Raw genomic sequence first — 14,669 nt, forward strand, 5'->3', positions numbered from 1 at the left:
CCATCAGGGATCAGTTGGTCTTGCCCGCCTTGAGCATCCACAGGTAAACGTCGCTTCGTCGTGAACGCAACGTGGCCGGGCGCGATGCTCCTCTCCTTCTGGTGGTGGTCCAAGGATGGTACTTCAGAAACGTCGGCTTGCCGCCGAGCGATTGGAATGTAGACGGCTGTTGGCGAGCGTCTCGGTGGCGCAATCGTGGAACGAATCCGCGCGAGAGCTCAGCTTGCCATTTCATGTCGAACGCGCAAACGAGCTTCGCGCGGCTGAAATCGAGATCCGTTATGATCCCGCCGTGGTCCGGACCGACGACCTGAACATCCAGCCCGGCCCGATTTGGAACGGCGATGTCGCCATGGCCGTCAACATCGATCACGACGCGGGAACGATCACGGCGTTCCTGTTTTCGGCCGATCCGGTTCAGACCGATGCGGGGGAAGTCATCAACGTCGGGTTCCGCGAAAAGGCTTGCGTGAGTGATTATCGCGCGGCACCGATCCACATCGCCCAGGTGCGAGTCAATGAGAACGTCACGCAATTGTCGGTCGCACCGCCGGTCGCTGCGGAGAACCTTGACGATGGTCCGCGGGGCGAAAGCCATGCACGGGTGAGCGGTGCCAATCAATCCGGTGCCCCGCCGATGGGGCCGCTGCGTCCGAGTGATGTCGACGCCTTGATGGGCGAGTCGTTCAACGGTTTTTGATGACTTGCGACCGTTGCAATTCACCGCTCAACAGGGCGCTTCCGGAAACGACGGACACCGACGAACGGATAGACGTTGGTAGCCGGCTCGCCCAACGAAGTTTTCGTTTTGAACGCAACTTTTCGATCGATTCCCCTGATTCACTTCGGCTGACCAGCGTGGCCGATCGGTCGGAGTCTTGTTTCGAATCAAGCCCCGGAGCATCGGCAAGTCGAAAGTTACGATAGTGTCCCATGTTGGGGGCCAGTTGGATCGGGACACTGGACGACAGTGTCGTCGGCCCGGTCGTCGGCAGCGCGGTGCTGTAGACACGAATCATCCCACCGTCGTTATTCTGGGAGGCAGGTGTCGACGCGAGGTGTTTCCCTGGCAGAGAATTTTCTGGCAGCGAATTCTGCGGCAGCGTCGGGCCGGTTTCGATTGGAGGCGTGGTCGATGCCGTCACCGAACTTTGCCCCAAGTTCGAAACGCGAAGTGGCGTGGGCTGATGCGCCGGCGATTGGGGAGCGTCGCTCCAGGCGGAATCGCCGCTCATTAAATGGAATTCCAAGCCGGCGGTCTCAAATTGCCCCGCCAGGTCCAAAGTGTCATTGGAGGGCAAGGGGTGGGAGTCGACCGAGATCATTCCGCCTTCGCGATCGGTGCGTGATTGGTCGTCGGGCGCCCCGTCAGCTTCTGGCCGATCGGCCGGCTGCGGCAGACCGGCTTTGCGCCGGGGGTGAGCCGACGTGTAACCCACATCGGCCGCCAACGTGTCGATCGATTCATCCAGCGACACCCGCTCCGCCGCAGCCGATTTCGGGCTGGCCGCCAGGGGGCGGATCGCTTCAGCCGTTCGCCGCATCGCGTTTTCAGCCATCGACTCGGCATGCTGGGGTGGGGCGACGACTGCCGGAAACCAACCGTCGTACACATTGGAATCGTGTAAAACGGAAGCGTCCTCGGGGCCAATTGCCAACCCGATGTCGCCGGCCAACAGCGTGCGACATTCCAAGCGTTCGACGTTCAACGGCGGCCTGCGCGAGGCGCGGTTGCGGCGGCGTGATGAACGGTTGGCGTGGTGGTTGGTCATGGAGGGGCGCGTCTTGCCGTCAATCGGTTTCATGAATCATGTAGAAGATTAGTTCGTCAGGTCTCATCAAGTTGCGGCTTTTGGATCAATTCCGCAAACTCGGGCCGATTCAGCAAGTCGGACGCGTGTTGATTGCCCGCCAGAGTCGCCATTTTGAGGGTTTCTTTGGCGTAGTCGATACAAACGGACGCTTGGGGCTGTGATGGGGCGTTCGGGGGACCGGATTGTCGGATCTGCAAGGCGGTCGTCAGCAACTCTTCGGCGACGCCCGTCAGACGGTTGCCATCGTCGGACCACAACTCGCGTCGCCGCAGTGCGAACTGGACCGCTTGGTCAAAGTCGTCGCTCTCGCGTAGCAGTCGGGCGCAGTTGTAAAAATGCTTGCTCAGGTAGTCGCGATAACGCGGCACTTCCGGAGCTGCCAGCAGAGCCTGTTGTTGATGCTTGACGGCCAGTCGATAGGACTCCAACGCGTGGGCACGGCGGCCGAGTTTTTCCAACACAAAGGCGTGGTTGTTGTAGATCCCGCCGAGTGTGCTTTGCAGTTCCGCGTCATCGGCAAACGCTTCGGTCAGGGCGATTTGGTAACCAAGTGCTTGATCGAATGCGCGTTTGGCCGAGTCAAATTGATCTTGCGCGGCCAACGCCATTCCTAAGTTGTTCTGTGTCACCGCCAGATCACGTTGATACGTCAATTCGCCCGGCCAGCGGTCGACCAGTTGTTGTTGAAAATCGGACGCTTGACGATACGATTCGATCGCGGCGTCGGAATCTCCGCAGGCCGATTGGGCCGCGCCCAGGCTGTTCAACGTCAACGCCACACGCGCCGCGGCGTTCGGACCGGCGTGGGCGTCGTCAAGCTCTCGCATCTGGTATTGGAGTGCTTGTTGGGCATAGGTGACGGCTTGTCCCGGATCGCGTTCGGCCAACAGTCCGCTGAGGTTTTGGTAGGTCGACGCGAGTTGTTTCGCCAAGGGGACGTTGGGGGAACCGGATTCGGCCGGAGATGCGGTTTGCGCGATTTCCAGGCTGCGGTGGAACATCGCTTCGGCTTGATCCGGGCGATCCGTCTTGCTCAACAGCAACGCAAAGTTGCCCACGGCCATCGCCCAACCGGCGCGGGCGTCGACGTCCGATGGATCGACTTCTGCCAGCGCCCGCCATCGCCTGATCGCCGATTCGTAATGTTGTTGGGCGGCTTGATATTGGCCGGCGCGGTCCAACGCGAGTGCCAAGTTGTTTTCGCTGCTGGCCAAACGGTTTTGCAGTGTTCCATTCGGCTGGCCGGCGTCGGCCAACTGTTGGAACAACCGCATCGATGCTTCCAACGACGCGATGGCTTCGGCCGGAGATCCAATTTCATTTTGCAACGTCCCGATCTTGCCGTAGGTGATCGCCAGGTCTTCGGTCAGCGTTTCGTCGTCATCGGCCTGGTCGGCGAACGCTTGGTAGTAGGCCAGCGTTTCACGCAACAATTGCTGTCTGACGGAACTGGCCGCAGGGATGTCGGCCAGCAGTTCGGCCATCTGTGCGCCCAGTCGATCGACGGTTCCGCGGGCCAGACGGTCGCTGCGTGTGGCGAGAATTGCGTTGGCATCGGATTCTTGTTTTGCCGCGGCGATCATTGCGATGCTGATCGACATCCCCAACAGCGTGAACAATCCGAACGCGAAGGTCATGGCAACGGCGTTTCGATGGGCATGGGCCCAATGCGCCAAACGGTCGACCAGCGTGGGCGGGCGAGCGACGGTGGGTCGGCCATCGAGAACGCGTTGCAAATCCTCGGCGAATTGCAACGCGGTTTCATAGCGATGGTCACGTGATTTTGACATCGCCTTGGCGATCACGGTTTCCAAATCTTGGGGGATCTCCGGACGCAGTGACCGCAACGGCGCGGGCGAGCGTTCTTCGATTTGTCGCAGCACGGCCGGAGTGTCATTGCCGTCGTAGGCCGGCCGCAGGCACAGCATTTCATACAGCGTCGCGCCCAAGGAATAGACATCGGTGCGGCCGTCGACGATCGCCGATTCGCCCCGCGCCTGTTCGGGGCTCATGTACTTCATCGTGCCGACGATGTCGCCCGTTTGGGTCATGCTGGCGTCGGTCTGGCAGCGTGCCAGTCCGAAGTCGGTGACCCAGATCTTGTCGTCCGTGTCCAGAATTAAATTGGACGGTTTGACGTCACGGTGCACGACGCCGAACTCGTGGGCGGCGTGAAGCGCGCCGGCGACGTCGATCGCTCGTCGCAGTGTGACAGGGATGTCGGGCATCTCGTCACGGTCTGCTTGATCGGCAATCACCGCATCCAACGACCGCCCTTCGATGAACTGCATCGCATAGTAATGGACACCGCGCTCGACGCCGACGGTGTACACCGGAACGATATTGGGGTGATTCAGCTGCGCCGCCGCATGGGCTTCGTTTTTAAATCGGACGATCTGACGGGCATCCAAGACCGCCGCAAACGGCAACAATTTGATGGCGACGATGCGTTCGAGCGACAACTGTCGGGCGCGATAAACGACGCCCATGCCGCCGCGGCCGACTTCGTTGAGTAAACGGAAATCACCCAGTCGTTTTTCATCGTCCGCCTCGGCATCGTTTTCGCCATGCGGGGCAAACCCCGCCGCGATTTGGTGCAAATCTTCCAGCCCGTTGATGTAGCACCGCAGCGGTTCGATCAGCTCCGGATCATCGACCGCCAGATCCTCCGCTGCCGGCGGCGCGCCTTTTTCCAATGCCGATAAATAGCGATCCAACAGCAACGTCATCCGATCCTTTTGGGCGTCGGACAAGTGTCGCGTCGCCAACGGCTCGACACTCAAGTCGGAAATGGAGGAATAGTCCAACACGTCGCTGAGGCGCTAGGCTCGAGGTTGATCGTAGGTCTGTTTGAACTTGTCCATCGCCCGCAGCCATAGCATGCGGACGGTGCCGGGCCGGCGATCCAATCGGTCGGCGATCTCGTTGAACGACAGTCCCTGCAGATTCCTCAGCACGATCACGTCGCGGTACTCCGGCCGCAGCTTGGCCAGTTGATCGGCAAGTTCGACCGCACGCTCGCGCCGCCGTGCCGGTTCGCTGGGCGATGGGCCGCGATCGGCCAACACGTTGGCCAGCTGGCAAGCACTTTGGTCCAGCGACTGTCCGACCTGTTCGATCGACACCTCACGACGCAGATCCCGTTTCTGGGCGTTCAGATGCATGTCGATTGCGTCACGCAAACAGTTCACCAGGATCTGTCGCAGCCAACACAGCAACTCGGGTTCGCTGGAGCCTCGAAAGGATCGGAAATCACGGTGGGCGGCCAGCATCGTGTCTTGGACCAAATCCGACGGACTCATCCGTCGCCGCAGTCGCCGGTCAAGCTGGGTCGTCGCCAGGATGGTCAGGTAATTGCGATACAGTTGCAGCAGTTGCCCCAACGCCTGGTGGTTGTCGTTGCCGCCACTCAGGTGGTCTTCGTCCGCGTCGACGGCCGTGCCGCGGAGAGCTTGGCGGGCCCTGCCGAGCAATTGCGGAACGTCGAGTTGGATGTCGGCTTCGGGTTCGATGGAGATGTTCGGCATGGATCTGTTTGGCAATGGTGCTCGGCGACGAAACTCCGCCGGCCGGGAACGGGCCGATCTGTTCAAGGCCTTCGGTTCAAGGCCTTCGATTCAACTCCCTTGCGCATCGGGCCCTTTTCCGTACGGATCGGTCAATGACACACGAAAAACTCTGGTACTCTAGCGATCCTGCGCCGGAAACCCACTCTATGCAGAAGATAGAACGTGTTTTGACGACATTGGCAGCTGGACAGTTCCGTCGGGTGCGATGGAAACCGATCCGGCGACGGGAGTTCCGGTTGATGCGGCCGAGTCGAGCCGGCTGGACAATTCCGTCGGTGGGCCGGTCAAATGGGGCGTACATTCCGGGCGACGGACGCAGGTCCCGTTTTCGGCAGCCCGGTGGGATTCGGCTGACCAACAACACGTCGTTATTACGGAGAATCGAGCGATGAGCAAAACGGAACAGAGTCGCCAAAAGAAGCTGGCAAAGAAGCGGAAGAAGGAAATCGCCAAGCGGAAACAGTTGGCGGCGGAAAAAAATGCGATGAAGTCGATCGTCGGCCAGATTTCCGCGGCCCAGCGGGCGCCGATCATGGGCTGCTACGTCGCCAATGGGTTGCTCGACAACGAACGCTCCGACGAGATCGGTGGCGTCTTGGTCGGCCGCCCCCTGCCGGATGGGAGAGTGGTGTTCGTATGTTTCCTGGTCGACAAAGCTTGTTTGGGGGTCAAGGACGCGTTCGCCCGTTTGGTGACGCCCCAGCAGTTCTCCGAGCAAGTCAGGGGGTTCTCATCGCGCGACCCGATGACCAAGTGCGAACCGTCGCTCGCGAAAAAGTTGGTCAGCGAGTCAGTTCGCTGGGCGGGACAATTCGGTCTGACACCGATGGGCGACTATCAACGCGTCAGCCGGATTTGGCAGGACGTGGATGAAACCGCGTGCGAGCAGGAATTCCGGTTCGGCCGCGACGGTGTCCCGTGTTATATCCAAGGCCCCAACGACAGCCCCGAGTTTGTTCATCGCGTGATGAACACGATCGGCCAGCATCTCGGCGACGGCCAGGTGCCGTTCCTGATGACCGATGATGACGTTGAAGCCATGGAGGACTGGGACGACGAGGACGAGGACGACCCCGGCGAAGAAACCCGCAACTTGCGACTGGACCAACCCGAGTGATGCAGACTGGCGTCAGCTGAGAAATCCCGGCCGGCCATTCTTCGTCGTGCGATCGTGAAGCGATTGGGGGACGCCAATCACGCCGCCCACGACGCTCAAAAACGCGTCCGGCGGTTCGTCACGCCTTGGTCGCAAAAGCGGCCTGACGGTGGCATGATCCGGTTGAAGGGGCCGGTTTGTTTGCGACCCGCCTTTCGGCCGGCTATGCTTAGCCCTCTCGTAGGGCTCGTGGCGTGCGACTTTTCGACTGATTAATCATGATGAAACGATGGATCCGCCGGTTTCAACAACTCGAAGAACGACGACTGCTCGCGGTAGACGCTGGTTGGGCTCCGTTGGATCAAGTTGCCACGCACGTGCAGCTGGACGCGACGCTCGGCCAGATCGGCGGAAACTTGGTCCCGACGCAGGACCAGATGTTCGATCAGCTATTCGAGGTACCCCGCCAACACGGAGACTTTTCGCTGGGAGAGGCGGCGCGAAGCACACGCGTCGCTGATGTCAATGGCGATGGTCTTTCCGATGTCGTCAGCCTGTCGTACACCACATTGATGACTCAGCTGCAACAACCGGACGGTTCGCTCGGACCCAGGATGTACAGCCAGCTCGGCGATTTCTCACCGTTTGATTCGTGCGTCAATGAGGACTTTTCCCTTGCCGATACCAACGGCGATTCAGCATCGGAAGCGGTTTTTTCATGTTTGGACGAAGTCCTGGTGATGGAATTTGATGCGCAGAGCGGGTTTGACCGTGTGCTCTACGAATCGGAAGAACTTCGGTTCAGCGCAGACATGGCTGCATCTTCAGACCTGAACGGAGACGGGATTGCCGATTTTGTTTTCGTGTCACACCAGAGGCATCGCGAAACCCGTGTCTTGTTGGGAACCGGGACCGGCACGTTGGTACCGCAGCAAACGATGCAAACCAACGATCTGTTCGTGCGCCACTTTTTCTTGGGGGATGTCGATGACGACTCCAAGGACGACCTCCTTTTCATCTTGGACGATACCGATCAGGTGTTGGTTCAGCGCGGAGTCGGAGACGGTACGTTTGGTGATCTTGAGCCGCTGGTCGGTATCGACAGCAACAGGGGGTATCACTCGATTGCCGCGGCCGACATCAATGGCGACGGGACGACCGACCTGATCACGTCGGACTACCACAGGCAGATCAACGTTTGGTACCAGGAGTCGTTCGGGTATCGGCTCGAGACGATTGCGATGCCGGACTATGTCCTCGACCTCGAGGTGTCAGAGGCAGCGACCGATGGTGGGCCGCTGGTGTACGTCATGTTGCAAAACACATCCGACTTTCCCACCAGGAGAATCGACCTGCTTCAAATCGTTGACGAATCCTCTGTGAATCGATTGGACACGATCAACGTGCCGGACGGCTCCGGTCTGCGACTGGCCGATCTCAATCATGATTCGATCGACGACGTCGTGATCCAGCACGCGACGGTCGCCAGCGTTGTGCATGTCGATGATTCCTTTCATTTCTCGCAGATTCGCGAGGTGACGTTGTTTGACAGTCCGTCACCGATCTCGCAAATCGCCGCAGACTTTGACGGAGATGGGGTCGAGGATGTCGTGTACTTTCATCGGCGCGCCGACCATTTTTCGCTGATCAAGGGGGCGCGCGGTCTGGAAGACAGCAGCCAGATCGCGGTGACGCGACACGACTTGCCAGGTAGCCTCGCAATCGGCAAGGCGTTCGCAACGGACTTCAACAGTGACGGTTTCGTCGATCTGATCGGTGTGCCCGAGGACGGGGCGGCAACCGTCGTGCGGATGGCGGGACGCGGCGACGGGACGTTCGCTCCGCCCGAGCCTCTGCTTCTGGACTCCGCTGGGACACTTGACGGTATCGTGATCGATGACATCACAGGCGACGGCAACGTCGACTTGGGGGCAATCACCGAACTGGCGGGCGATACCCGGTGGCAGATTTGGCGTGGAGACGGTACGGGCAACTTTATCCGTGAGTCGAATCAGAGCGTTATCTCGTCGCGAACGTTGTTTGCATCCGAGCGATTGCATGATGGCCGACTGCTGATGAGCGTCCATGCCGACGGTGCGGTGCGAAGCACTCGAATCGAAGCGGATGGATCGATCGCGACGTCCGAGATCTTATTCACCGTCGATTCGCCCGAAGAAATCCGCCGATTTCTCGCTGTCAATCTGAACGGGGATGAATCGGCCGACGTGGTTGTCAGTCGCGGTGTCTTCAATTCACCGCAAGAAGTTTATGTGAGCGACGCTGTGGGGGGATACGATCTCGTCGAATTGGATCTTGAAGGCTATGCCGTAAGGCTTAGTGCGGATGATTCAAGCGGGGATGGAATTGACGAGGTCTTGGTTGAAGGTGACCGCAGCACGCTTTTGGTTTACGCATTGGACGGCACGGTTGTCATCGATCCAGTGCAGAGGGATGGACGTTGGCGGAGGACATCGGCTGCCGTCCGCAGCGATCTGAATGGTGATGGGCGACAGGATTTGATCTATTTGGAATCGGGAATCGGTGTGTTTTGGGGCCGTTCACGCGATGATGGAAGTTCGCTCGCGTTGTCCCCTTGGCTGGTTCGTGATCGTGTGAATTACTTCGATGTTGATGTGCGCGGCGTTGACGGCGTCGATCTGTTCGTCAGTGCCTGGATCGACTTCAATCAAGACGGCACCTGGTCCGACGGGGAGCAGGTTGTACATGGTGCATCTGTCGGTGAGTTCGATCGGCAACTCTTTGAGTTTGATGTTCCGCAGGATGCGGTCTTGGGGAAGACCTGGGCACGAATCCGATTGAGTGACTCCGCCGATGTCGGCGTCGATGGAACCGCGTTGGACGGTGAGGTCGAAGATTATCCGGTCGAGATTGTCGATTTCGGATTGATGGATTTCGGCGATGCACCCGCTGATTTCCAAAGCGACCTCCTTTCCAGCTATCCGACACGACTGGTCGACAATGGTGCCCGGCACATCACAGGCGGACCGCGAATGTCCAATTTGGTGGATCCAGAGGAAGATGCGACGCCCGACTGGATTGCAGGTTCCGAAGAACGCAGCGATGGAAATGCCGTCCGCACAAGTTTTGCTGCCGGTGGGGCGAGTGTTCTGGAGGTGCCGATTCGGGGTGAAAGCGGTTTTGTTAACGCGTGGTTGGATTTCAACCGTGATGGTGACTGGGACGATCCGGGTGAGCAGATCGTGCGTGGGCATTGGCTGGAACTTCGTTCTTGGGAGAGTGTTGCCGAGCACTCGATTCCGGTCGTGATTCCCGAAACGGTGGGTGGACAAATCACGTTCCTGCGTACGCGTGTCAGTACGGAGCGGGAGCTGGGCCCGGTGGGTGTGGCGCCCGATGGGGAGGTCATCGATACGGCGGTGTTTGTCACCGAGTCGCCGTCGCCTTCGACGCCCAAGCTTGTCATCGGAACTGCTGGTCACGCTCTTTCCACGGACAACCCGCAGTCATCAACCCGTTTTGCGGTCCACCTCAGCAGCCAGCCGGATTCCGATCACACGGTTCATGTCAGTCATTCCTTTCAAGACACTTTGTCGGTGTCCCATCAGACGCTTGTGTTCGATAGCGAAAACTGGAGCGATCCCCAATTCGTGACCGTGCACCAGATTGCAAGTGCCGACCAGGCGGGGGGAGCTGAGCTATCACTCGTTGCGGTCGACGAAGGCGGCCAAATCGTTGATTCAGAAAACATTGAAGTTTATCGGGCTGCGATTCAAGGAAGTCGGACTTCTCAATCACAGCTGACGCTTGCGGCGGGTGAAACGCTCGTTGCCGGTCCGCGATGGGCCACGGGAACATTGGTTTGGGTCGATGACGGATGGAATCGCCAAATCGTCCGCGGGGCGGATCGAGTCATCGTGGGTGGAGAGTCGCTTTGGCAAAACCCGATCGATCGCTATGACGTCGATCGATCCGCATCGGTTTCACCGCTGGACGCACTGAACGTGATCAATGAAATCGCGCGTCGGGGTGATCATGAGTTGCCTCTTGGGACGCCGAGCGAGATTCAGCAGACCAGCCCGGTCTATTTCGACGTCTCGGGTGACTCGATGTTGAGCCCGATCGACGCGTTGATGGTCATCAACCATTTGGGACGACAAGTTGTTGGCGGAGAAGCCGAGTCGGTTCGTCACCGCGACGGCTTTTCTGGTTCCGACGCCGGTGGGTTGATGGATTGGTTAGAAATCGAAACGCGAAAACGCGACCGATCGGAGCAAGTGATTGACCTCGCGATTGCGGGGCTGTTTTAGGAGCTCGCTTGGATTCGATTCAATTCCGCATCAAGTGACGCCGTCCGGCTTAGGTTCGCCGAGCGAACGATTCAACAAAGGACGCACGAGTTTGCGGATTTCAAGCGGTAGCTGAAACAGCGGCCGCTCGGTAGGCGGATCGGCTTTCATCACTTCTGTTGCAGCGTCAAGACAACGAAGCGGAAGCTCCAAGTCTTCACAGCCCTCGCCGACTTGCTGCCACGTCGAATTCCAGCGGTCAATCTGAGTTTCGGAAAAGCCGCCTTCGTCAAGGTATTGGATCGACTTGGTGATGCCCTGTCCAAGTTTTTCAGCAACACCGTATTTGACAAACAGCGATGCGATCTCCGCGATGTAGTCTGGCCACTGGACCGGCCCGCGTCGCAGCACCATCCGTAACAGATCGTGCGGCGTCCCCCCGTATTCACTCGATTGCGCATCACCTTCTTCAAATGCCCTCAACAGCGCTTTTCCGACTTCGTCTTGACTACAAAGTTCGACCATCGGTTCGACCACTGCAAAAAGAGCCCCGGTGCGTCGTTCGGGTGATACTCCCGGCATCCCCAACACGGCATCAAAATCAGCAGTGCTTTCTTTGAACTGCTCCTGATGCCAATAGGTGGCACCTCGGCTGACCAGTGCCCGAGCTTTCTGGTCCACAGGGGCATTCGCCATCTCGATGACCGCCGAGTAATCCGCCAAACTCCGCTTGACATCACCCTTCTGGCTGTACGCTACACCTCGGTTGTAGAGTGCCCTGGCATTCTGGTCCGCCGGGGCACTCTCGATCTCAATTACAGCCGTGTAGTCCGCCAACTCCCGCTCGAAGTCGCCCTGCTGGCCGTACGCTATACCGCGGTAGACTAGTGCCCTGGCTTTCAGGTTCACAGGGGCATCTGTCATCTCGATGACCGCCGAATAGTCCGCCAGTGCCCGATCGACGTCGCCCTGCTGGCCGTACGTAACACCTCGGTTGACGTGTGCTTGGGCTTTCCCGCCCATCGGCACGTCGGCCATTTCGATGACCGCCGAGAAGTCCGCCAGTGCCCGCTCGAAGTCACCCTGCCGGCCGTACGCAACGCCTCGTTTGATGAGTGCCTCGGCTTTCTGCTCCACCGTTGTGTCTGCCATCTCGATGATGATCGTCGAAGAACTGATCGAGCTATTCAAATCGCCTTCCATGAATTCAATCTCATCAGACAACAGACCAGCTCTCACTGCGTCTGCGAATTGCAGCTCGCTCGCTAGTTCCTTGGCGGATGACAATGCGCCGCTCTTGATGTTGTCTCGAATCGTTGAAACAAGCTTTCCAGCAATCGTTGAAGAAAACGTATCTTCTGACTCCAAGGCGACTGCACAGTACTCGCTGACTCGGTCAGCGTTTGTCCCGGTCAATTCTGACTGTAGTGCCGTTGCCGGAAACCATGCGCGTAGGAACCGGGCCACCATCCTGAGCGGGCGGCCGCGCCGATTCTTGACTTCCAGGCACAGACGCATCAGCGGCTCCGCCATGTCATAGTAGGATTCCTTGCCCTGTTTCTCTGACCGTACGTAACCCTTGGCCTTCAGGTTGCCGAGTTGTTTGGAACACGTGCGTTCCTCGATGAACGTTTCGCCCGCAATTCGCTTGACGGTTAGCGCGCCCTCGGCATCACACAAGCACTGGATCAGCTGTCGTTGCTGGTCGGGTAACGATCTGATGCGCTCCTGAAAGTAGGGCGTCATCTCTTCGGCCAAATCCTCAAACGCCGCAACAAGGTCTGCTAAGGAATCCTTGGTGAGAAACTCAGCAAGCAGCACGTACATTCGATGGTTGCCGCCAGAGAGATAATGCAGCGCACGAATGCGGTACCGTCCCTCGGGAGAGTTCAAATAGCTGGTAAGTTCCCGCTTCGAGTGCTCGATGCTGACACGGCCAACCAACTCACTGGCATCTTCGACAGAAAGCGGGGCCATATGCTGAATGTCAAAGAACCCAAAGAAGGCCTCTTTTCGGTCAGACACACCCGCGAATAGCTGCTGGGCTGTCGCAAGAGTGGCGATTTTTCGTGTCTCCTGCAGAAACGCTCGCCACTTCTTTTGCCCGGAGTCGCCCAGACTGCGGAATGTCTGATCCATGTTCTCCGTGACGAGCAGCAACTTGCGATCGCCAAGTCGCGAGATCACCGACCGCAGGACTGCCAGGGCCGCGTCATCCTGTGACAGGCCTCGGACAGGCGTTTTGAAGTCAGACGTGAACTCGTCGGGATACTCCTGGGCCAACTGGCTTGCAATACCGAAGGCTAGATGCACGAGTCCTGTGAAAGAATCGTCTTCACCGAGCCATGCAACTCGCATCACATCCGCCAGTTCTTCTTTTCCTTGAAGACCCCAAATCGCCAGAGTGACAAGGTGCGTCTTTCCGCTGCCACGCGGGCCCACGAGCAGGATGTGGTGCTTGTCGCCGGACGTCATGCTGCGGGACAAGCGATCGACAATTCGTTCAAGAAGCTTTTCCCGCTGAACAAAGATCCTCTTGAGGACTTCAGGGTCGGTGTTGCTTGGTGTGTAGGCAGAGATATTGTGGCGTGCGTTCATCCTTCCAGCCCCTGCGCCATCATCCACCAACGTTGAATCAGCGGGAATCGAAATGAGTACCGCTTCTTGGTGTCACTCATCAGGTAGTGGTCCAAGGCCAAGGAGTTCAGCAATACCACCGTACGGTTTCGATCCGTGATTTCGAATTTGGCTTTGACGACGGACCAGATTTCATTGATCGACTGCGGCTCAGTCTGGATAGCTAGGTGATCCAGAATTTCCCTGGCGATCTCTTCATCTCGAATCGTCACTCCCGACGTGTCGGTGACCATGCCGCCGTAGTAGGTGCCAAGTCGTTTACGAAAATGCTCCATTTCCCATGGGGCATGGTCACTCGTGCTCCATTTGGTGCCACCCACGATCTGGATTGCTAGCAGTCGCGCTGTCGTCTTGGCACGAAATTGATGGGTGGCACCAATTGAGAAGGGGGGCTAGCGGCGGCGTTTGCGGCGGAGGCTGGTGAGCATCAGGCCGCAGCAGGCGATGGCCAGGCCGGTCGGTTCGGGCACGGTGCTGTTGACCATCGCGTTTTGAACCTGGTAGCCCGGGTCGCCGCTGACGTAATTGGACAACGTGTCGCCGAAGACCCAGTTCACGCCGTAGGCTTCGATTGCAGGCCGGTTGCCCAGCACCATGGGAGCACCGGTGCCGATTTCCGGCCATGGTGATACGCCTGTCGGTGCCAGAATCGTGTAGTTTGAAAAATCACTGAAGGTGTAGGTTCCGCTCGCATTGGGAAGAATGAATGAACTGTGCGCTTCGTAGATCTTGGCCGTCTTATCCGCCAGGTCCGCAAACGTCAGGTCATAGCCGTTGTTGAACAGCGGTTGAAAGGCGGCATTGGAGGGCTCGTTGGCGACGACCGCGAAGTTGGTTCCGTCGGTGATCCAGAAGTTCAAGTACGGCCCGACCGCGGGACCGCTTCCGGCGGTAAACCGGTTGACGTTATCGAGACGCTCGATCGACAGGCGGCCGATGTCGCCCAGCTTGGTGCCATCAATGTCTGACGAACCGAGCGCCGCTTTCTGACCACTTTGGGTGATCACAATCTCGGTCCCGCCGCCGGGAAGCGAATTGATCGCCGGCGCGGACCCGCCGCCTTCGCGAATCACAAACGGGGTAAAGCCGGCGGACACGATTTGGCTGCCGCCGAGTGTCACAACTGCGGCCAGTGCACAAAGAAAGCCTTTCATCCAAAAACGCATGGACAATCCTTAAGAGGGGAAGGAAGGAGGGAGTGGGTAGACCGTTAGGTCTGATTGGGACAGCAAAACTATTTCGAGGGGGAGGCTCATTCAACCAGATCGCACCGGTCATTCTGTAC

The 14,669-nt window shown here is 58.6% G+C and carries 9 protein-coding genes; 3 read left to right on the forward strand and 6 right to left on the reverse strand.

Annotation, left to right across the window (positions count from 1 at the left end):
- The first annotated feature begins 115 nt into the window (after positions 1 to 115).
- Positions 116 to 700, forward strand: coding sequence for a cohesin domain-containing protein (locus tag H1B37_RS16435; protein ID WP_182867746.1), 585 nt, complete (start codon positions 116 to 118; stop codon positions 698 to 700).
- On the opposite strand, the gene H1B37_RS16440 is transcribed toward H1B37_RS16435, so the two are convergent.
- From H1B37_RS16440 to H1B37_RS16450, 3 genes are read right to left on the reverse strand one after another with little or no spacing between them, the layout of a single operon-like run.
- Positions 687 to 1,805: a hypothetical protein gene (locus H1B37_RS16440; protein WP_182867747.1), complete on the reverse strand. Its 1,119-nt coding sequence runs from the start codon at positions 1,803 to 1,805 to the stop codon at positions 687 to 689. The genes H1B37_RS16435 and H1B37_RS16440 overlap by 14 nt on opposite strands.
- Positions 1,806 to 1,828: 23 nt before the next feature.
- Positions 1,829 to 4,621: a serine/threonine-protein kinase gene (locus H1B37_RS16445; protein ID WP_286177823.1), complete on the reverse strand. Its 2,793-nt coding sequence runs from the start codon at positions 4,619 to 4,621 to the stop codon at positions 1,829 to 1,831.
- Between the two features lie 15 nt (positions 4,622 to 4,636).
- Positions 4,637 to 5,341, reverse strand: a complete 705-nt coding sequence (locus tag H1B37_RS16450; RefSeq protein WP_182867748.1) for a sigma-70 family RNA polymerase sigma factor — start codon at positions 5,339 to 5,341, stop codon at positions 4,637 to 4,639.
- Between the two features lie 430 nt (positions 5,342 to 5,771).
- Between H1B37_RS16450 and H1B37_RS16455 the strand changes: the two genes are divergently transcribed.
- Both H1B37_RS16455 and H1B37_RS16460 read left to right on the forward strand, forming a co-directional pair.
- Complete coding sequence (locus H1B37_RS16455) at positions 5,772 to 6,500, forward strand: hypothetical protein (protein ID WP_182867749.1); 729 nt, start codon at positions 5,772 to 5,774, stop codon at positions 6,498 to 6,500.
- Between the two features lie 257 nt (positions 6,501 to 6,757).
- Positions 6,758 to 10,768, forward strand: a complete 4,011-nt coding sequence (locus tag H1B37_RS16460; RefSeq protein WP_182867750.1) for an FG-GAP-like repeat-containing protein — start codon at positions 6,758 to 6,760, stop codon at positions 10,766 to 10,768.
- Between the two features lie 30 nt (positions 10,769 to 10,798).
- On the opposite strand, the gene H1B37_RS16465 is transcribed toward H1B37_RS16460, so the two are convergent.
- The 3 genes from H1B37_RS16465 to H1B37_RS16475 form a co-directional block, all read right to left on the reverse strand.
- On the reverse strand, positions 10,799 to 13,345 hold the full coding sequence (locus H1B37_RS16465; protein ID WP_182867751.1) for a tetratricopeptide repeat protein: 2,547 nt from the start codon (positions 13,343 to 13,345) through the stop codon (positions 10,799 to 10,801).
- Positions 13,342 to 13,659, reverse strand: a complete 318-nt coding sequence (locus H1B37_RS16470; RefSeq protein WP_182867752.1) for a P-loop NTPase family protein — start codon at positions 13,657 to 13,659, stop codon at positions 13,342 to 13,344. Before H1B37_RS16470 ends, H1B37_RS16465 begins: the two co-directional genes overlap by 4 nt.
- Before the next feature lie 117 nt (positions 13,660 to 13,776).
- On the reverse strand, positions 13,777 to 14,550 hold the full coding sequence (locus H1B37_RS16475) for a hypothetical protein (protein WP_182867753.1): 774 nt from the start codon (positions 14,548 to 14,550) through the stop codon (positions 13,777 to 13,779).
- Positions 14,551 to 14,669 lie beyond the last annotated feature (119 nt).

The sequence above is a fragment of the Stieleria mannarensis genome, from assembly GCF_014154935.1.
In the GTDB taxonomy this organism is placed as follows: Bacteria; Planctomycetota; Planctomycetia; order Pirellulales; family Pirellulaceae; genus Stieleria; species Stieleria mannarensis.